This is a genomic window from Candidatus Symbiobacter mobilis CR (assembly GCF_000477435.1).
GTDB lineage: Bacteria > Pseudomonadota > Gammaproteobacteria > Burkholderiales > Burkholderiaceae_C > Rhodoferax > Rhodoferax mobilis.
The window spans coordinates 482,409-501,149 of sequence record NC_022576.1 but is presented as its reverse complement, the minus strand read 5'-3'; the positions used below and the strand labels follow the sequence as shown (position 1 = coordinate 501,149).

Sequence of the window (18,741 nt, the reverse complement as noted above, 5' to 3'; positions counted from 1 at the left end):
GGAACATCGATAGCAAGAAGCGGCCTTGGGAAGGCCCGTTGATGCCAATGGAGGCCACATGTATTGGCCGAATTAGCGATCCCAGAACCTAGCCGCAGGCTAGGCAATACAACAAGCAATTTGCCAAAAAAGGGGCAGAAAGTACATCGTTACAACAGGGAACATTGCGCAGCCGATGCTTTCAAATTCCAACCGGTTCTTGAAAAAACCAAGGATACCGGGGCAGGCAGAAAACCACGTGGCACGTTACCAGCAATAGTTTTCTTTCGGAGATTCTCGCATGGTCGATGGCTATACTTTTTGGGTTCCTGCCTCTCATCCATGTCTCTTGCTTTCGACTGGCATCCCCTGCATCGCTTATGGCTAGCGCTGTCTCTGCGCGCATGGCTCCTGCTTGCGGGAGGATCTTCCGTCTTGGCCTTGCTTTCCGGGTTGTACCTGGCAGTGTTGGCGGGGTTGCCACTCCCCCATCCATGGGCACAGTGGTTCGACCAAACCGAGTTGTTCATTCGGGACACTATCCGCCTGACTTTCCGTGACCGTCGGCCCCGGCAGCAAGGCCGCGCAGACTATGTGGTGACCACGGCGCCTGTGGGCATCCTCGAGCCCGCGTATGACTTTCAATGGCTGACCCCTGCCGAGGTAGATCGCATCCACAGTATGGTGTCCGATTCCCTGACCTCCTCGCAAAAGCTGCCCGGAGCACCTGCGAGTGTGCTCGACCCTTCGTGGAACCCGGTGCGTCCGTGAATGCCTTGCGCGTTGTCGGGGCACGCAGCGTCGCGCCGGAGTGCTTCTTTGCATGGATCCTGGTATGGTGCTTCGCGTTCGTACCTGGTTCTGCCGCATGGGCATTTGCCTCCTCTTCTGGTCCACACTACCTATACCAAAGCCCGGCGACACACGCTTTTTTTGCCGCCAACGGCGCCAACTACGATGCACTGACCGACCGTTGGCGTACCTATTTGCGTCGCTCGACCACCGAATTTCGGGAAGTCTCCCGTCCTCAACTTCTCGCCGGGTTGGCTCCCGGTGTGCTGGTGCTCGGCTCTGCGATTCTGCTCGACGACCAAGAACGCGCTGCAATCACCCGCTATGCGGAAGCCGGGGGCAGCGTTCTGTTGACGTGGGGAACCGGAGCGCGTGATGGAACCGGTCGCTGGGTGGGGTACGGCTTTCTGGAAACGATGCTGGACATGCGTGTGACCGGCAAGGTGGCATTGGGTTCGAACGAGCGCTTTCTCCAACCCTTCGGTGATGGCCCGCTGACTTGGCCCGTTCCAGTCGGCGAGCGTATTTTTCTTGGTGAAGTAGCGGAAACCCCTGTGCGCGTCCAGTCTGCGAACCTGGCCGCACGCTATGTTGATTGGCAGCGCTTTCCTCAGCCGCCAGAGACCAATGGCGCCATCGCTTTCCTGGAAAAAGGCGCATCCCGCAGGGTGTACCTGGGGTTTGCGGAATCGAGCTGGGATTACGACGAACGCAAACGGCTCTCCAGCTTGCTCGACGGCGCCATGGCATGGTTGCAACGCCAACCCACCGTCAGTCAGGCAAGCTGGCCCAATGGCCACATTTGGGCACACACGTTCGTGATGGACGTGGAAGACGGCTTTGCCAACGCGGAACACTTTGCTTCGCACCTGGAACAGTTCGGCCTGCGCGGATCGTTTTTCGCCGTGACTGGCGCTGCACTGGGATATCGCAGCGTGCTCGAACGCCTTGTTCCTCGGCATGAAATCGGCTATTTGGGCGATGCAGGGTATGGCTTCAAAGGCAAGCCGAAAAATATCCAGAAAGGTCGGCTCGAAGCGATGGTGGCCGACATGAAGAACGTGCTCGGCTCCCGGCTTACGCTATCAGTAACAGGGTTCAGGGCTCCGGCAGAGTCTTGGGATGCCACGACGGAACAACTGCTGCGTCCACTGGGAATTCGCCACCACGTTGCCGGGCCTGGGGCTTGCGAAACCCGGGTTCCGTGTTTTTCCCAGTCCGAACCCAATCTCGGCCCCGAACAAGCCTTGGTCGTGTTGCCCAGAACCCAAGGCGACGATCTGACGTACCTGGGGTTGAAATTGGATACCGAAACCCTGCGCACCACGCTGCAACGGGATGCGGAATACCAGGCGGAAGCAGGAGCGCTAGGGGTGTTGGCCGTGCATTCCCAGCACTATTCCCCACAAGGGTCGATGGCCACGCAGGTTCCCGCCTATCTTCAGCGGATTCGCCAGCAGAAGACAAAAGTGTGGGCTGCGACCAGTGCAGACATCGCGCAGTGGTGGCGGATGCGCGAACGTGTGTCTTTTCTGCCGGGGCCGCTACTGCAAAACCGCTTTACCTTTACAGTCCGGGCGCCAGGCCAGGTTCGCGGGCTGACGTTCGTCATTACCCACCCTGCCCGGGATCGCACGCCCCGCCGCGTGCTACCCAACGCCGCCACGATGCCCCAGCCCGAGCTGGTACGCATTGACGCTTGGCGCTCTGCGATCGTATTTCGGCAGGAATTGGGTACGGGGCACTACGGCTATTCGGTGGAATTCTGAAGCGAAAACCATCGCAACCACCGAAGTTCCCACCCCAGCACAACGCTTCTGCCCCCCCGTTGTAGGAGCGACGGAAGTCGCGATCGCGGCGCTGGGGGAGGGAAAAGTCGTGCTGACCGTAGCCCTGCATAGCCCCGCAGACCCCCACGAGTAGGCGCCGATAATCCCCACCTTATCCCATAGACGAAAGTGTTTTCATGGCTCAGTACGTCTTCACGATGCAGCATCTCGGCAAAATCGTCCCTCCCAAACGACAGATCTTGCGGGACATTTCGCTGAGCTTCTTCCCTGGCGCCAAGATCGGGGTGCTGGGCACCAATGGCAGCGGCAAATCGACGCTGCTCAAGATCATGGCGGGGTTGGATCGGGACATCGAGGGCGAGGCCACTCCTATGCCGGGGCTGCACATTGGCTACCTTCCGCAGGAACCGCAGCTCGATCCCACGCAAACCGTACGCGAATGCGTCGAATCCGGGATGCAAAAGGTGCTTTCCGCCAAAGCCCGACTCGAAGAAATCTATGCCGCGTATGCCGAAGAAGGCGCGGACTTCGACGCGCTGGCCACCGAGCAAGCCGAACTGGAGGCCGTCATCTCCGCTACCGGGCTGGAAGGCGAACACCAGCTCGAAATCGCCGCCGATGCTCTGCGCCTACCCCCATGGGATGCGCGCATTGAGGTGCTCTCCGGCGGCGAAAAGCGCCGTGTCGCCCTGTGCAGCCTGCTGCTATCACGGCCGGACATGCTGTTGCTCGATGAACCGACGAACCACCTTGACGCCGAATCCGTCGAATGGCTCGAAGTCTTTTTGCAGCGCTACCCGGGAACCGTCGTCGCTGTGACGCACGATCGTTACTTCCTCGACAACGCAGCGCAATGGATTCTGGAACTCGACCGGGGAGCGGGGATCCCGTTCAAGGGCAACTACAGCGCGTGGATGGAACAGAAGCAAGCCCGGTTGGCGCTGGAACAACGCAGCGAAGATTCCCGCGCCAAGGCGCTCAAGAAAGAGCTGGAGTGGGCACGCCAAAACCCCAAAGCCCGCCAAGCCAAAAGCAAGGCCCGCTTGGCGCGATTCGAAGAGCTGTGCGACCACGAATACCAGAAGCGCAACGAAACGAATGAAATTTTCATCCCCGTTGGCGACAGACTCGGTAACGACGTCATCGAGTTTTGCAACGTCAGCAAAGCGTATGGGGAGCGGGTGCTGATCGACAAACTCAGCTTCCAAATTCCCCCCGGCGCCATTGTTGGGATCATTGGGCCGAATGGCGCAGGCAAATCCACGCTGTTTCGCATGATTTCCGGTCAGCAAACCCCGGATAGCGGAACGATCAAGATCGGCAGCACCGTCAAGATGACCTTCGTCGATCAACATCGCGACGACCTCGCCAACGAAAAAACCGTCTGGGAAGATATTTCCGGTGGATTGGACATGCTCACCATCGGCAAATTCACCCTGCCGAGCCGTGCCTACTGCGGCCGCTTCAACTTCAATGGTGGCGACCAGCAAAAGCGCGTCGGCACCCTTTCCGGTGGTGAACGCGGGCGGCTGCACCTAGCCAAGACGCTGATTGCCGGGGCCAATGTATTGCTACTCGACGAACCCTCGAACGACCTCGACGTGGAAACCCTGCGCGCCTTGGAAGAAGCGTTGCTCGAATTTCCTGGGGCTGTCTTGGTCATCAGCCACGACCGCTGGTTCCTCGACCGCATCGCCACGCATATCCTGGCTTGCGAAGGTGATAGCCAGTGGTTCTTCTTCCACGGCAACTACCACGAGTACGAGGCCGACAAACGTCTGCGCCTGGGTGAAGAAGGCGCCAAGCCGAAACGAGCGCGGTTCAAATCTCTGCACTAGCCCCCCGCCAACAGGATCGGCCTGTGCCCCGCTTGGATTCGGATCAACGCCAAGCCTTGCTCTTGGACATCCTTGAGCAGGCTGCCATGGATGGCAAGCCGTTGCTCATGCAAGTGCTGTCTGCCGTGCGGCGCGCGCTGGAGACCGCCGCACGGCAGCAGTCCAGCCCCATGGAACGCGACCGGCTGCGTTTGAGCATCAAGCTATTGGAAGACAAGGCTCGCGCACTGGCGGAGCGCTTTGCTGTCGTTCTCCGTGGATACCTCGAAGACCGCCGCATCCCCGATTCCCCGCTGGAATCCATGGCCTGTGCCGGGCTGCACCACAAGCAGTTGCAGCACATGAATACACGCCAGATGCAGGAACAGATGCAACTGGTTCGCGCCTTACAGGAGATTCGCCAGATCACGCAACAGTCGCTGACCGAGCTGGACGGCTTTGTCTGCGCCATGCTGGGGCTGACTGCCGTTCGTCCCACCCAAAACCCCTTGCGCCCGGTGGTCTACCTCACTGCATTGCAGGAGTCTTTCGTCCACACAGCCATTCCTGCCCAAGTGCGCATGGACTGGCTCAACCACACGATGCCTGCGGTACTGGGCAAGGCCTTGCAGGACTTGTATGCCGGGCTGTGTGGTTATCTGCATAGCCAGGGCGTGGCTGCCTTGGCTGCTGCATTGCAGAAATCCGCCACGTCAGAATCTGCCTCGCCGCCTTCTTTCGCGCCGACTGGTCACCTCACGATCGACAACCTGCACTCGCTGCTGACCGGGGAAGATACCCACCCTGCCTCCTGCGATGAGGGCATCCGCTACGCTGGGACGGTGCCCGCCGCATTCGACGACGCCACGCCCACGCAACCCGATGCAGTGCTCGCTACAGACCAGCGCGCCTTGCTCGAAGCCACTTTGCAAGAATCCACTCCACAGGCTGTACGCCAAATGCTGTTGACCGGATGCAGCGATACCCAACAGTTGTTGGGCATTGAAGTCGTATCCCTGATGGTCGACAACATCGTTCATGACAAGCGGCTGCTCGAACCTATCCGCAGGGTTATCGAAAACCTTGAACCCGCGCTGCTGCGCATGGTCATCGTCGATCCCCGGTTTTTTCGGGATCGAGAACACCCGGCACGTGCGCTGCTCAATGAAATCACCGAAAGAGGCCTCGCGTTTGCTTCGGTCAATGCCCCGCACTTCGGGGCATTTGTGATGTCGCTATACCGCTGCGTAGTGCCGTTGTGCAAACAGTTCATTGAGGACGATGCGCCCTTCGTCGATGCATTGGAAAAGCTCCGCACGATGTGGGCCGCGACGTGTGACCGCAAGTCCGGCGCTGCCCCCGAAACTGCGGTGAAAGCCTTGCAGGAGGCCGAAGCGCGCAATCTAATCGCCGCAAAAATGGTCGCTGCCTTGGAGCTATTGCCGGAGCTACGGCGAGTTCCCGCGCCCATTGCGGAGTTCCTCTGCGGCCCCTGGACGCAAGTCATGGCTTGTGCCGAATTGCACCACGGCAAGAATGACGAAGACCCCGGGCATTACAAGGAATTGGTCAACGCCCTGCTGTGGAGCGCCCAGCCCGACTTGACCCGGCAAAACGTCAGCAAGCTAACCAAACTCGTTCCCCGCCTGCTCTCCACGCTGCGCGAGGGCCTCAAGCTGATTGACTACCCATCCACTGCAACGAGCGCATTCTTCGATGTGTTGATGAAGCTCCACCAGCAAGCGTTCCAGACCACCTCTCCTCCAGTGGTCGTTCCTCCGTCACGCCATGGGTTGGCGCCAAGCCTGACTTCGCCACACGACCACTGGGTAGCTCCTGCGGAAGCCAAGGCTTCCGGGTTTATGGATATGCCGGAAGAAGACGAGCTTCCCACCGTTCGTCCCGATTTGCCGAAGTCAGATGCCCTGCCCCCCGCCACACCAACCCCGGCAGGCTTGGAGGTGGGAACCTGGTTCGAACTATGGAACAAGGAGACCTGGGCGCGCATGCAACTGACGTGGATCAGCCCACAGCGAACCATGTTCCTCTTTGCGGACGCGCATGGACAGACACAGTCGATGACAAGCCGCACCGTCGAACGGCTGCTCGAAAGCTATAGCTTGCGCGTATTGGCAGACCAATCCGTCGTCGATAGTGCCTTGGACGACGTAGTGCATCGTGCGATGCTCAACAGCTTGCACACTGTGGGAGCCAAGCCCTGAATGGGGGCGTGCTACGATCTTTCGCGCCATTGTCCCCACTCCCCGTCCAAGTCATGGGTTTACAACGGTCGCAGAAAGGAAGGCGTATGTCATTGCTTCGGTGGTTCCTACGCAGGTCGATTCCAGCGACCAACCCCCACACCGCGTCGTCCCGGCCGCAACCCGGCTCACCCCCTCCCAAGACGCAACGGCAGGATCACCGACAGCATGTGTACCAAGTCGTTCGCGAGGTCATGCTCCGTAGCGAGATCCTCGCAGCCAGCTATAGCTTCAAAGTGCTGACTCTGGATCGGGAAGGCCGCCAATTCGTCGTGATGATCGATGTACGCGACCCCCGCATCGTCCGCCAAGACATCATGGCAGACTTGGAACGTTGCATCGTCGATAGCGCCCAATCCCAGCACAGCCTGCTGATCAAATCGGTGTACTGGCGCTGCACGTCCCCTCTTTCGGCTACCAACGATGTCGGCATGACGACCGCCGCACGCATCGCTGCCTCCGCCACCTCTGCGGGCCATACCAGCACTGCTACCGCTCCCGCTGCTGCATCCCCTGCCGCATCGGCTTCGGCATCTGCTGCCACCTCTACTGTGTCGCCCCCACCACGAACTGGCCTACGTACCACAGCGCGTGATCCTGCCCGTTCGGGGACGTTTTTTGACCCTATCGGCACCGACGAGGTACTGGCTTTCAGGCAAGCCCTCGACCCCACTCCCACTTCCTCCGGCCTGCGCAAAACCCCCGACCCCAAGAAAAAACGCCCTACGGGCTTCGAAGACACCGAGTTGCTGGAAGAGCATGAACCCCCCTCGCCTCTCAGCAACACCCAGTACGGGGATTTGTGAACGCAGCTATCGCTACAATGTTTGGCTTCGTGGCCCGGTAGCTCAGTCGGTAGAGCAGAGGACTGAAAATCCTTGTGTCGGTGGTTCGATTCCGCCCCAGGCCACCATTACATCAAGCCCAACCGTTCTCGGTTGGGCTTTTTCACTTCTGGCCTTCCCTTGAGGACTGCCGCATCTTCGGGATGATGGCCCGCGAGCGCCACGACCCACAGGTTGCGGATTCCGGATTGTCGGAAGGGGTGGGTTTGCGCGAGATGTGGGAAATGCGCTGATTGAAGGCACTGATATGGCAGATTTGCCCTGATATCCCGACCGAATGTTCCCTGGATCGATGGTGACGAGGGCCAAACCCAAGGCAGAACGCTCGAAATTCATGCATTCAGGCCCGCAAGGAAGGTGCTAGTCGAAGGGAACACGGATTCAGGTTTTTGTCTTGAATTCGGGGCCCACTTTATCGAGTATTACAATGAATATATTTGTAATACAACAGGAGCCGTGACATGTCGACGACACTTACCAGCAAGGGTCAGGTCACCATCCCCAAGCAGATTCGCGATGCGCTGAATCTGGCACCCGGTTGTTCGGTAGATTTTGCGGTCAATCGTGAAGGGGATGTCGTCATTCACAAGGTAGGCGTACGGCTCAGTCGCAAGCCCGACCACTTCGAATCGGCCCGTGGTAAGGCAGATGTCAAATGGCGAACTGACGACCTGATGGCGCTACTGCGTGGCGAAGGCTGATGTTGCTGATCGATACCAACGTATTGGTGGACGTTCTGGAAAACGATCCGGAATGGGCGGACTGGTCCATTGGCCAACTGCGCGCGCAATCGAAAGTTCACCGGCTGGCGATCAACCCGATCATCTACTCCGAACTGTCGCTGACCTTTTCGACCGTTGAGGCACTGGACGAAACAATCGAGCAGTTAGGGCTGGTGCTGATTGAGTTACCGCGCCCGGCATTGTTCCTCGCCGGCAAGGCTTTTGTACGTTACCGCCAACAAGGCGGGACGAAGAGCAATGTTCTCGGCGATTTTTTCATCGGTGCGCACGCAGCAGTGTCAGGTCATCCAGTCCTGACCCGCGATACGCGCCGCTACGCCGCATATTTCCCTGGCGTAACGCTAATTGCGCCAAGCGTCACCACATGAACAAATTGAAAACTGTCGAGATATATGGAGTCGATGGCTAAGAACCTATTTCAGTAGGCAGGCGAGCCGAAGCAGTGTGCGTGGCACCGGAGCGCAGGAACCGGAATGTACTTACACCACATGAGGATTCCGAGCACCGCCCGCCGCGTGCAATGCGATGGTGCAGCCCCTACTGGAATAGGTTCCAACAGAAGTCGCGATTGCCCTCATTGCAGAGGGCAAGATTGCGCGAGTCCGAATCAGTAGTGATAGTGTCCGCAAAAACGGCACCCCAGCAGCCACAAGCTCCTACACCAGATCGAAGCGATCGGCGTTCATCACCTTCGTCCAGGCTGCCACGAAGTCTTTGACGAACTTCTCCCGGTTGTCGTCCTGGGCGTAGACCTCCGCATAGGCGCGGAGGATCGAGTTGGAGCCGAATACCAGATCGACGCGGGTTGCCGTCCACCGCAGCGTTCCCGTCTTGCGCTCCCGCACTTCATAGAGGTTGGCGCCCGTCGGCTTCCACTCGTAGGCCATGTCTGTCAAGTGGACGAAAAAGTCCGTGGTCAAGGCACCCACACGGTCGGTGAACACCCCGTGCCGGGTTCCGCCATGGTTGGTTCCCAGCACGCGCATTCCGCCCACCAGCGCAGTCATTTCCGGGGCGGTCAGCCCCATGAGCTGCGTGCGATCAAGCAGTAGCTCCTCCGGCTTGACGACATAGTCTTTTTTCAGCCAGTTGCGGTACCCGTCGTGCAGGGGTTCGAGCACATCGAAAGACGCTGCGTCGGTCATCGCATCGGTGGCATCGCCACGCCCAGGGGCAAAGGGAACGGTAATGTCAAAGCCCGCAGCCTTGGCAGCTTGTTCGATGCCGACATTGCCCGCCAGCACGATGACATCGGCCACGCTCGCACCTGTTGCGGTGGCGATGCCTTCCAGCACGCGGAGAACCCTCGCCAGCCGCGCTGGCTCGTTGCCTTCCCAGTCCTTTTGCGGGGCCAGGCGAATACGCGCACCGTTCGCTCCCCCGCGCATGTCGGAACCACGGAAGGTGCGTGCGCTATCCCACGCGGTGCTGACCATGTCTGCGATGGAAAGTCCGCTGGCGACGATCTTGGCCTGGACTGCGCCGATGTCGTAGTCTTTGCGGCCTGCGGGAACGGGGTCTTGCCAGATCAGGTCTTCCTGGGGCACTTCGGGGCCGATGTACCGCGCCTTCGGGCCCATGTCGCGGTGGGTCAGCTTGAACCACGCACGCGCAAACGTTGCCGAAAAATACGCGGGATCCTTGTCAAAGCGTTCTGAAATCGCTCGGTACGCAGGATCCATCTTCATCGCCATGTCGGCGTCGGTCATGATGGGGTTGTAGCGGATCGACGGGTCTTCCACATCGACCGGCTTGTCTTCTTCCTTGATATGGATAGGCTCCCACTGCCAAGCACCGGCGGGGCTTTTTTTCAGTTCCCAGTCGTAGTGCAGCAGCAGGTGGAAATAGCCGTTGTCCCACTGGGTGGGATGGGTCGTCCAGGCGCCTTCAAGGCCGCTCGTCACCGTATTGCGGCCCAGGCCCCGGCTGGTTTTGTTGAGCCAGCCCAAGCCCTGGTCTTCGACGTCGGCAGCTTCGGGGTCAGGCCCCAGCAGCTTGGGGTCGCCATTACCGTGGCACTTACCCACTGTGTGTCCCCCGGCTGTGAGGGCAACAGTTTCTTCATCGTTCATCGCCATGCGCGCAAAGGTCACGCGCACGTCATGCGCGGTGCGCAACGGGTCGGGCTGACCATTCACGCCTTCGGGGTTGACGTAGATCAGCCCCATCTGGACGGCTGCGAGCGGGTTTTCGAGCGTCTGGCGGTTTTCTCCGTCGTAGCGGCTGGTTCCCAGCCACTCCTTTTCCGAACCCCAGTAGGTGTCTTTTTCGGGGTGCCAAATGTCTTCCCGGCCAAAGGCGAACCCATAAGTTTGCAGCCCCATTGACTCGTACGCGACGTTCCCGGCCAGAACGATCAGATCAGCCCAGCTCAGCCTGTTGCCGTACTTTTTCTTGATCGGCCAGAGCAGCCGACGCGCCTTGTCCAGGTTGACGTTGTCGGGCCAGGAATTCAGGGGCGCGAAACGTTGGTTGCCCGTCCCGGCACCGCCACGACCGTCGGCCACGCGGTAGGAACCCGCAGCGTGCCATGCCATGCGAATCATCAATCCACCGTAGTGCCCCCAGTCAGCGGGCCACCAGTCCTGGCTATCGGTCATCAACGCACGCAAATCCTGCTTGAGCGCGGCGACGTCGAGCTTTTGGACCTCCTCCCGATAGCAAAAGCCTTGCCCGAGTGGATGGGTTTTGGTGTCGTGCTGGTGCAGGATGTCCAGATTCAACGCATGCGGCCACCAATCCATATTCGATGTGCCGGTGGCTGTATTGCCGCCGTGCATCACTGGGCAAGTTCCGGCAGTCTTCGGGGTCTTTCCATCCATGTCGATCTCCTTCAAGTGGCGTGGGCTTCGTGGAATGCGATGCGCGAGGATCAGCGCGGCAACAGTCTCAGGCAGCACCCACCGGTACTTGCACAAGCCCCCACGCAGACGACCTTTCGCGCCCTCAGCGTAGCAGAAGAGCAGGATAGCGAGGTGTGGAGGAATCGAGGCTCCACCAATAGAGGCTCGACCTTTACCGCCCGAACAATTCGAGCAAGCGATCCATCCCCCCCTCTTCAATCGACACCATAGCCTGGGCGCGCACCGCAGGCTTGGCGTGGTAGGCCACGGAAAGCCCTGCTGCGTGCATCATCGGCAAATCATTGGCACCGTCCCCCACGGCAATGGCTGCACGGGGAGAGATGCCCAGTTGTGCGCACGTTTGCTCCAACATACGGCGTTTTTCCGCGCCATCGCAAATATCACCCCAAGGTTGCTCGACAAGGCGGCCCGTCAGTGCATCCCCTTCCACTTCGAGCACGTTGGATCGGACGAAATCGAACCCCAATCGATCACGGATGTGGTCGGTGAACAGCGTGAATCCGCCGGAGACGAGCAACAACCGCAACCCGGCTTTTTTGCATGCTGCAACCACTGCTTCCACCCCCGGGTTCAGCCGCATCCGCTCCCGCACCACGGCGTCTACCTGGGATAGCTTCACTCCCCGGAGCAGCGCGACCCTGCGGCGCAGACTTTCCTTGTAGTCTGTCAGCTTGCCTTGCATCGCTGCTTCGGTAATCGCTGCCACCTCCGCCTTGCAACCCGCGATGTCGGCCAGTTCGTCCACGCATTCGATGGCGACGAGCGTGGAATCCATATCGAAGGCGATCAGCCCATAGTCGGCCCAACGCAAGGGGAGATGCACACCCACAATGCGCAGGCCAGCAGTTGCAGGTGGAATGTCGATCTCATGGAGGGGAAAGGGGACTTCGTGATTCATGTTGGCAGGATCAAGCCATGGAACCTGCAGCGCATTCGCAGGCTAGGGGTGCCGCAAGAATGTACCTGACCGGGATTCCTGCGCATCCGTTTCACAAAAACCCAAAATTGGCCTTGAGGCCCCCAACCTATAATCGAGGGCTTTTCGGATGCAGGAAGCTTGACGCTATAGCCCCTCCAATATGGGCGACGATCTGTCACTGCTTCCCTGCCATCGCCACTTTTCTCATCACCCAGACGACATGGAGAAACAATGAAAGAAGGAATTCACCCGGAATACAGAGAGGTCTGTTTCGTAGATCTGTCCAACGGATTCCAATTCGTGACCCGTTCTTGCGCCAATACGCGGGAAACTATCGCGATGGAAGACGGGCGCCGCCTACCGCTCTTCAAGCTGGATACATCAAGCGAGTCGCACCCCTTTTATACGGGGACGCAAAAGTCCGTCGATAGCATGGGTGGCCGGGTGGAAAAGTTCCGCAACCGTTTTGCGCGTTCTGCTGCCAAATAACCCGTTCTTCTCTTCTTTTTTCTCCTCCCCTCGCGGGGTTGACTCGTGGTTCCACCACGCTCCCCCCCGCAGCCCATCCCGGATTCGGGCGAAGCACCACTGCTGTGCTTTGCGGGCACCCTCCCTGTTTACCTCCCGACTGTAGGAATTGATCTATGACTGCCAATTCGGCTCTCATTCTGGCGCTGGCCTGTGGCCTGGTCGCCGTGGCGTATGGATTCTGGGCACGCAACTGGATCCTCTCCCAAGATGCTGGCAATCAGCGTATGCAAGACATTGCCAGTGCCATCCAGACTGGTGCCGCTGCGTACCTTGCCCGCCAATACAAGACGATCGCTATCGTCGGGATGGTATTGGCGGTGCTGATCGCAGTCTTCCTTGATTACTCCACCGCCGTGGGATTCGTGCTGGGGGCCGTACTGTCGGGCGCTTGCGGGTTTATCGGGATGAACGTCTCCGTCCGCGCCAATGTGCGTACTGCGCAAGCCGCCACCCGGGGCATCGGTCCAGCGCTGGATGTCGCCTTCCGTGGCGGTGCCATCACGGGCATGCTCGTCGTTGGCACAGGGTTGCTCGGTATTACGGGGTTTTCCTGGTTCCTGTTGGGGGCAGCCACGACTGTCGATCCCCATTTGCTGGATCCGCTCATTGGCCTGGCCTTCGGTTCTTCGCTGATTTCGATCTTTGCCCGGCTTGGCGGGGGGATATTCACCAAGGGAGCCGATGTAGGCGCTGACCTCGTCGGCAAAGTCGAAGCCGGCATTCCAGAAGACGACCCCCGGAACCCCGCCGTCATTGCCGACAACGTCGGAGACAACGTGGGCGACTGCGCAGGCATGGCTGCCGACTTGTTCGAGACCTATGCCGTCACGATCATTGCCACGATGGTGCTTGGTGCGCTGATGTTGCCTGGCGCGGGAACTGCCGCAGTGGTGTATCCCCTGGCGTTGGCCGCAGTCTCCGTCATTGCATCGGTCATCGGGTCATTTTTCGTCAAGGCAACACCAGGGATGACCAATGTCATGCCTGCCTTGTACAAAGGGCTGATCGTTGCAGGGTTGCTGTCCCTCGTTGCCTTCTTCGGCGTCACGCAATGGATGTTGCCAGACACGCTCACGCTCTCTAGCGGAGTCATCGTCGCCAGCACGAACCTTTTTGGTGCCTGCATCGTCGGCTTGGTGCTGACTGCGCTGTTGGTGTGGATCACCGAGTACTACACCGGAACGCAGTACCCGCCCGTTCGCCACATTGCGCAGGCTTCCACTACAGGCCATGGAACCAACATCATTGCCGGGCTGGGGGTATCGATGCGCTCGACGGCGTGGCCTGTGCTCTTCGTCTGCGCGGCTATTTACACGGCGTATGCGTTGGCTGGGCTGTACGGCATTGCCATCGCAGCGACATCGATGCTGAGCATGGCCGGGATCATCGTTGCGCTGGATGCCTATGGCCCCATCACCGACAACGCTGGGGGCATTGCGGAAATGTCCCACATGCCCAAGGACGTGCGGGACATCACAGACCCCCTCGACGCCGTCGGCAACACGACCAAGGCTGTGACCAAAGGCTATGCGATTGGTTCCGCCGGGCTGGCCGCGCTGGTGCTCTTTGCCGACTACACCCACAAGCTCAGCACGACAGGGTCGACGATCACTTTTGACCTCAGCAATCACATGGTCATCATCGGTCTGTTCATCGGCGGGATGATTCCCTACCTCTTCGGCGCCATGGCAATGGAAGCCGTGGGCCGCGCAGCCGGTGCAGTCGTCGTCGAAGTGCGTCGTCAGTTCAAGGAAATCCAGGGCATCATGACCGGCAAGGGCAAGCCCGATTACGGCACAGCCGTCGATATCCTGACTTCAGCAGCGATCAAGGAAATGATCATCCCCTCGCTGCTACCCGTTGCCGTCCCCATTGTGATTGGGTTGGTCCTCGGGCCTGCCGCGCTGGGTGGTGTATTGATGGGAACCATCGTGACCGGGCTATTCGTCGCCATCTCGATGTGTACGGGGGGTGGGGCCTGGGACAACGCCAAGAAGTACATCGAAGACGGCAACCTTGGTGGAAAAGGCTCGGAAACCCACAAGGCCGCCGTGACCGGCGATACCGTGGGTGACCCCTACAAGGACACGGCCGGCCCTGCCATCAATCCGCTCATCAAGATCATCAATATCGTGGCGCTGCTTGTAGTGCCGATCATGATGAAATTTCATTGAGTGCCGGGAGTCCGGTTCCAGCGCTCTTGACGACGCCCCTTCGGGGGCGTTTTCATTGCTATCGCGACTGCCTTCGCACCTACCCCAGTGCGCAACGCATCAATCCCTTCTAGGAGCGGCGGCTGTCGCGATGGCAGGGGCACATCTACCGGAAAAAGCACTATGGCTGTTTCCGATCGAATGGGGATAATGTTCAATACATTGGGAGTGATGCCGTGGATCTCGTAGTCTTGTTCCAAGCCGTGGTGCTCGGCGTCGTCGAAGGACTGACAGAGTTCCTACCCATCTCCTCGACAGGGCATTTGATCCTCGTCGGGGCCCTACTGGGTTTTGACGATGCCAAGGCCAAAGTCTTCGATATCGCAATCCAGACTGGAGCCATCGCTGCCGTGGTGATGGTCTATTGGCCCAAAATTTCTCACGTCACTACAACCTTCTACCGAGACCGCCACGCCCGTCGTTTCGTAGGGAATGTGCTTGTAGCGTTTGCCCCAGCCGTCGTATTCGGGCTGCTGCTGGGCAAGACGATCCAAACATATCTGTTTACCCCCGCAGTCGTGGCCACGACATTCATCCTCGGTGGATTCGTCATCTTGTGGGCGGAACGCCTCCACGATAGGCACCCTGCCCTGGTCGATGTGCATGATATCGACGATATGCACTGGCGCGATGCGCTCAAGGTGGGGCTGGTGCAATGTCTGGCGCTGATTCCGGGAACCAGCCGCAGTGGAGCGACGATCATCGGCGGCATGCTCCTGGGCCTGTCGCGCAAGGCGGCAACCGAGTTTTCTTTCTTTCTGGCTATCCCTACCCTTATCGGCGCCGGGGTCTATAGCTTGTACAAGGAGCGTGCATTGCTGTCCGTGGCCGACTTTCCGCTTTTCCTTGTAGGCATGGGCGTATCGTTTCTGAGCGCATGGCTTTGCATTCGCTGGCTGTTGCGCTACGTGTCCTCGCACAGCTTCGTCGGGTTTGCGTGGTACCGCATCGCTTTCGGGGTTGTGGTCATCCTGACTGCGTGGACAGGCGTGGTGGACTGGACGACGCCCTGATGCCCTGACGCTATGGCAGAGGAACAGTTCGTCACGATGGATCAACTCCAGGTGGGTTTGTATATCCACCTGGATATGAAATGGTTCGATCACCCTTTTCCGTTCAGCCACTTCAAGATCAAGAACGACGAGCAGATTCAGACCCTGCGCAGCCTGGGGTTGAAGGCACTGCGCTACAGCGCGGATCTCAGTGACCCCAACATCCATCTGCACGAACCTGGCAGTTCCCCGCCACCGCCTTCGCTGCCCATCCAGCCTCTCGAACCGTCCCCCGCCATGCTCGCCAAGCGGGCGATGATGGAACAAATGCGCCTGCGCAGGGAAGCAGCGGAACGTATTGAAAAAGCCTTTGTCAACACAGCGCACACGGTGCGTGACATCGAAAAAAACCTCTACTGCAAACCGGCAGAGACACTCAAGCAAGCCACCCAGCTCGTACACCAGATCGCAGACTCGATCCTCAGTTCCCCGGAACTCGCCATCCAAGTCATGGGCGACAAGCTCGGTGGGGAGGAGTTGTATTTCCACTCGCTCAACGTCACCATGCTCTCGCTGATGATGGCGCGCGATTTGAAATTTCCCCCAGAAATCGTCGGGGCCTTGGGCGTAGGCGCTTTGCTACACGACATTGGCCGCAAGGAGGTGCCCGACAAAATCTTGCTGAAGACCGAGCCACTCACCCCGGCCGAGCGCAATTTCTTCGAGCTGCATCCCACGTACGGAGTGGAAATCGCCAAGAAGATGCAGCTCGCCCCAGCCTCGCTTCACATCGTCGGCGAGCACCATGAGCTGTTCGACGGAACCGGCTACCCCAACAAGCTCAAAGGCGACGGCATCAGCCTGCTTGCGCGCATCGTCGTCATCGCCAACGCCTACGACGAGCTGTGCAACCCGCCCCTCATCATTGATGCCCTCACCCCGCATGAAGCCTTGTCGCTCATGTTCGCCAAGATGCGAAGCAAATACGACCCCAAGCTGCTCAGCGCCTTCATCCGCTGCCTGGGGGTTTACCCGCCCGGGACGATCGTTCAACTTTCCAACGGGCTGATCGGGATGGTCTCCACCGTCAATACCGCGCACCCCATGAAACCGATCGTCGTCGTCTACGACGCTGATGTCCCCAAGGAAGAAGCCATCATTCTGGACATGGATAGCCAGCCGGAGCTGAACATCAGCAAGGCCATCCGCCCCAGCCAGGTACCCCGCGAGGTGTATGTGTACCTAAGCCCACGCAAGCGCGTGAGCTACTACTTCGACGCCAACCCTGCCCGCCCCACTCCCGGCAAAAAATGAACGGCCTGTCCCAACTGGTACTGGATCACTGTCCAGAGCTGCTACTCGTCGTCGACCCTGACACCAGCGGGATCGTGATGGTCAATCATGCCGTGGTGCAGGCGCTGGGGTATTCCACCGAGCACTTGCTGAGCATGCCGATCACCGACATCGAATGCTCTTTGCAAGATGTGTTTTTCTGGGACGATGTGCGTGCGGGAAACTACCCGGAAATCCACAACCAGGAAGGGCAGTACCGCACTGCGGATGGGGAACTGCTCACGGTGGCCAAAACAGTCCACCTGCTTCAGCATGAGGGCAAGACCCTACTACTGATGATGGGCGTCACACGCGAGCAAAGCGTGCAGCAGATGCAGGACACGCTGGCACAAACGCTTTCGCAACTGCGCGCCACGCTGGAATCGACGGGGAACGGGATCCTCGTGCTCGACTGGCACGGCAAGATCAACGGCATGAACCGCCAGTTCAGCAATTTGTGGAAGCTGCCGGACACCTTGCTGCAAGTGCAGGACGACGCTGGCGTGCTGGAATTCATCGCTACGTCCGTCGAGGACAGCGAAACGCTGCGTGCCCGGCTACATGCCATCGTCGACCATACCGACACCACCGACACATTGCACCACAAGGATGGCCGCGTTTTCGAGCTGACATCGCATCCGCAGTTCCTCGAAGAACAGATCATTGGGCGCGTGTTCAGCGTGCAGGACATCACCCAGCGCACCCTGGATGCGCAAGCGCTGCTCGAATCGCGCAATAGGCTGGAAGAGCGGGTCATGGCGCGTACTGCCGACCTCCACCGGCTCAACGAATCCCTGCGACAGGAAAAAGAGCGCCTGGCCGTGCTCGTCAAAGAGCTGGAGGCCGCGCAAAACCAACTTTTGCAGTCCGAGCGCATGGCGTCGATCGGGCAGCTTGCTGCTGGCGTTGCCCACGAAATCAACAACCCCGTGGGTTTTGTCAATTCCAACCTGGGTTCGCTGGAACACTACGTCGCCAACCTGTTGCGCCTGCTTTCCGCCTACGAACAAATTGAAGAGCAATTGCCTCCACACTGTGCGCAACAGATCCGCGCAGTCAAGCAGGAAATCGACTTCGAGTTCATGTGCGACGACATCACCGCGCTGCTGACGGAGTCGCTCGACGGCCTCAAGCGGGTCACGCGCATCGTGCAGGATCTCAAGAATTTTTCGCACGTCGATGAGTCCGAACAGCAGCTCTCGGACATCGAAGCAGGCATCGACAGCACACTGCGCGTCGTCTGGAACGAGCTGAAATACAAGGCCGAGGTCGCCAAGGAATTCGCCGGGATCCCCAAGATCACTTGCTACCCTTTCCAGCTCAACCAGGTATTCATGAATCTGCTGGTCAATGCTTCGCACGCCATTGATGGCAAGGGAAAAATCACCATTCGCACAGGGTTTGATGACCAGCAGATTTGGATTGCAGTGCAAGATACCGGCAAAGGCATCCTCCCGGAACACTTGCCACGCATCTTCGACCCCTTCTTCACGACCAAACCGGTGGGCAAAGGTACGGGACTAGGGCTGTCCTTGTCTTACGGCATCGTCAAAAAACACCAAGGGCATATCGAGGTGCAAAGCACGCCAGGCGAGGGAACGACGTTCACGGTGTACCTGCCCAGAACGCCACCAAGTTAAAGCGCAAACTTGCGCCATTCTTA

Annotated in this window: 14 protein-coding genes and 1 tRNA gene; 13 read left to right on the top strand and 2 right to left on the bottom strand. The window is 59.2% G+C overall.

Going from position 1 to position 18,741, the window contains the following annotated elements:
- Window positions 1-321: 321 nt before the first annotated feature.
- From CENROD_RS02000 to CENROD_RS01965, 8 genes are all read left to right on the top strand, one after another.
- Window positions 322-750 (top strand): hypothetical protein, encoded by a 429-nt coding sequence (locus tag CENROD_RS02000; RefSeq protein ID WP_022771395.1) that lies wholly within the window; start codon window positions 322-324, stop codon window positions 748-750.
- A complete protein-coding gene (locus tag CENROD_RS01995) occupies window positions 747-2,540 on the top strand; it encodes a polysaccharide deacetylase family protein (protein WP_022771394.1) in 1,794 nt (597 codons plus the stop codon). Before CENROD_RS02000 ends, CENROD_RS01995 begins: the two co-directional genes overlap by 4 nt.
- 197 nt (window positions 2,541-2,737) lie before the next feature.
- Window positions 2,738-4,399 (top strand): energy-dependent translational throttle protein EttA, encoded by a 1,662-nt coding sequence (ettA, locus tag CENROD_RS01990; protein WP_022771393.1) that lies wholly within the window; start codon window positions 2,738-2,740, stop codon window positions 4,397-4,399.
- 23 nt (window positions 4,400-4,422) lie between these two features.
- Window positions 4,423-6,600, top strand: coding sequence for a DUF1631 family protein (locus CENROD_RS12310; protein ID WP_051360275.1), 2,178 nt, complete (start codon window positions 4,423-4,425; stop codon window positions 6,598-6,600).
- 86 nt (window positions 6,601-6,686) lie between these two features.
- Window positions 6,687-7,445, top strand: coding sequence for a hypothetical protein (locus CENROD_RS01980; protein ID WP_022771391.1), 759 nt, complete (start codon window positions 6,687-6,689; stop codon window positions 7,443-7,445).
- A gap of 31 nt (window positions 7,446-7,476) precedes the next feature.
- Window positions 7,477-7,552: transfer RNA gene (locus CENROD_RS01975), tRNA-Phe, on the top strand.
- 393 nt (window positions 7,553-7,945) lie between these two features.
- The gene (locus CENROD_RS01970) at window positions 7,946-8,185 is read left to right on the top strand and encodes an AbrB/MazE/SpoVT family DNA-binding domain-containing protein (protein ID WP_022771390.1); all 240 of its coding nucleotides are present in this window, start codon (window positions 7,946-7,948) and stop codon (window positions 8,183-8,185) included.
- Window positions 8,185-8,595: a type II toxin-antitoxin system VapC family toxin gene (locus tag CENROD_RS01965; protein WP_022771389.1), complete on the top strand. Its 411-nt coding sequence runs from the start codon at window positions 8,185-8,187 to the stop codon at window positions 8,593-8,595. Before CENROD_RS01970 ends, CENROD_RS01965 begins: the two co-directional genes overlap by 1 nt.
- A 288-nt stretch (window positions 8,596-8,883) precedes the next feature.
- Here CENROD_RS01965 and katG read toward each other — a convergent pair whose 3' ends face one another.
- Together katG and serB are read right to left on the bottom strand one after the other, a co-directional pair.
- Entirely contained in the window at window positions 8,884-11,049 is a 2,166-nt protein-coding gene (gene katG / locus CENROD_RS01960) for a catalase/peroxidase HPI (RefSeq protein ID WP_022771388.1), read from the bottom strand.
- A gap of 193 nt (window positions 11,050-11,242) precedes the next feature.
- Window positions 11,243-11,989, bottom strand: coding sequence for a phosphoserine phosphatase SerB (serB, locus tag CENROD_RS01955; RefSeq protein ID WP_022771387.1), 747 nt, complete (start codon window positions 11,987-11,989; stop codon window positions 11,243-11,245).
- 252 nt (window positions 11,990-12,241) lie between these two features.
- On the opposite strand from serB, the gene CENROD_RS01950 reads away from it, so the two are divergent.
- The 5 genes from CENROD_RS01950 (at window position 12,242) to CENROD_RS14460 (ending at window position 18,718) form a co-directional block, all read left to right on the top strand.
- Window positions 12,242-12,499 (top strand): type B 50S ribosomal protein L31, encoded by a 258-nt coding sequence (locus tag CENROD_RS01950; RefSeq protein ID WP_022771386.1) that lies wholly within the window; start codon window positions 12,242-12,244, stop codon window positions 12,497-12,499.
- A 155-nt stretch (window positions 12,500-12,654) separates the two neighbouring features.
- Window positions 12,655-14,715 carry a sodium-translocating pyrophosphatase gene (locus CENROD_RS01945; RefSeq protein WP_022771385.1) on the top strand — a complete coding sequence of 687 codons (2,061 nt, stop codon included), beginning with the start codon at window positions 12,655-12,657 and terminating at the stop codon, window positions 14,713-14,715.
- A 215-nt stretch (window positions 14,716-14,930) separates the two neighbouring features.
- Entirely contained in the window at window positions 14,931-15,767 is an 837-nt protein-coding gene (locus CENROD_RS01940) for an undecaprenyl-diphosphate phosphatase (RefSeq protein ID WP_022771384.1), read from the top strand.
- A 12-nt stretch (window positions 15,768-15,779) separates the two neighbouring features.
- Window positions 15,780-17,060: an HD-GYP domain-containing protein gene (locus CENROD_RS01935; protein WP_022771383.1), complete on the top strand. Its 1,281-nt coding sequence runs from the start codon at window positions 15,780-15,782 to the stop codon at window positions 17,058-17,060.
- A complete protein-coding gene (locus tag CENROD_RS14460) occupies window positions 17,057-18,718 on the top strand; it encodes an ATP-binding protein (protein ID WP_022771382.1) in 1,662 nt (553 codons plus the stop codon). The genes CENROD_RS01935 and CENROD_RS14460 overlap by 4 nt, the downstream gene beginning before the upstream one ends.
- Window positions 18,719-18,741 lie beyond the last annotated feature (23 nt).

Coding starts and splice junctions, on each gene's coding strand:
- CENROD_RS01950 (WP_022771386.1), top strand. CDS start 12,242: ATGAAAGAAGGAATTCACCCGGAATACAGAGAGGTCTGTTTCGTAGAT.
- CENROD_RS01945 (WP_022771385.1), top strand. CDS start 12,655: ATGACTGCCAATTCGGCTCTCATTCTGGCGCTGGCCTGTGGCCTGGTC.
- CENROD_RS14460 (WP_022771382.1), top strand. CDS start 17,057: ATGAACGGCCTGTCCCAACTGGTACTGGATCACTGTCCAGAGCTGCTA.
- katG (WP_022771388.1), bottom strand. CDS start 11,049: ATGGATGGAAAGACCCCGAAGACTGCCGGAACTTGCCCAGTGATGCAC.
- CENROD_RS01935 (WP_022771383.1), top strand. CDS start 15,780: ATGGCAGAGGAACAGTTCGTCACGATGGATCAACTCCAGGTGGGTTTG.
- serB (WP_022771387.1), bottom strand. CDS start 11,989: ATGAATCACGAAGTCCCCTTTCCCCTCCATGAGATCGACATTCCACCT.
- CENROD_RS02000 (WP_022771395.1), top strand. CDS start 322: ATGTCTCTTGCTTTCGACTGGCATCCCCTGCATCGCTTATGGCTAGCG.
- CENROD_RS01965 (WP_022771389.1), top strand. CDS start 8,185: ATGTTGCTGATCGATACCAACGTATTGGTGGACGTTCTGGAAAACGAT.
- CENROD_RS01970 (WP_022771390.1), top strand. CDS start 7,946: ATGTCGACGACACTTACCAGCAAGGGTCAGGTCACCATCCCCAAGCAG.
- CENROD_RS01980 (WP_022771391.1), top strand. CDS start 6,687: ATGTCATTGCTTCGGTGGTTCCTACGCAGGTCGATTCCAGCGACCAAC.
- ettA (WP_022771393.1), top strand. CDS start 2,738: ATGGCTCAGTACGTCTTCACGATGCAGCATCTCGGCAAAATCGTCCCT.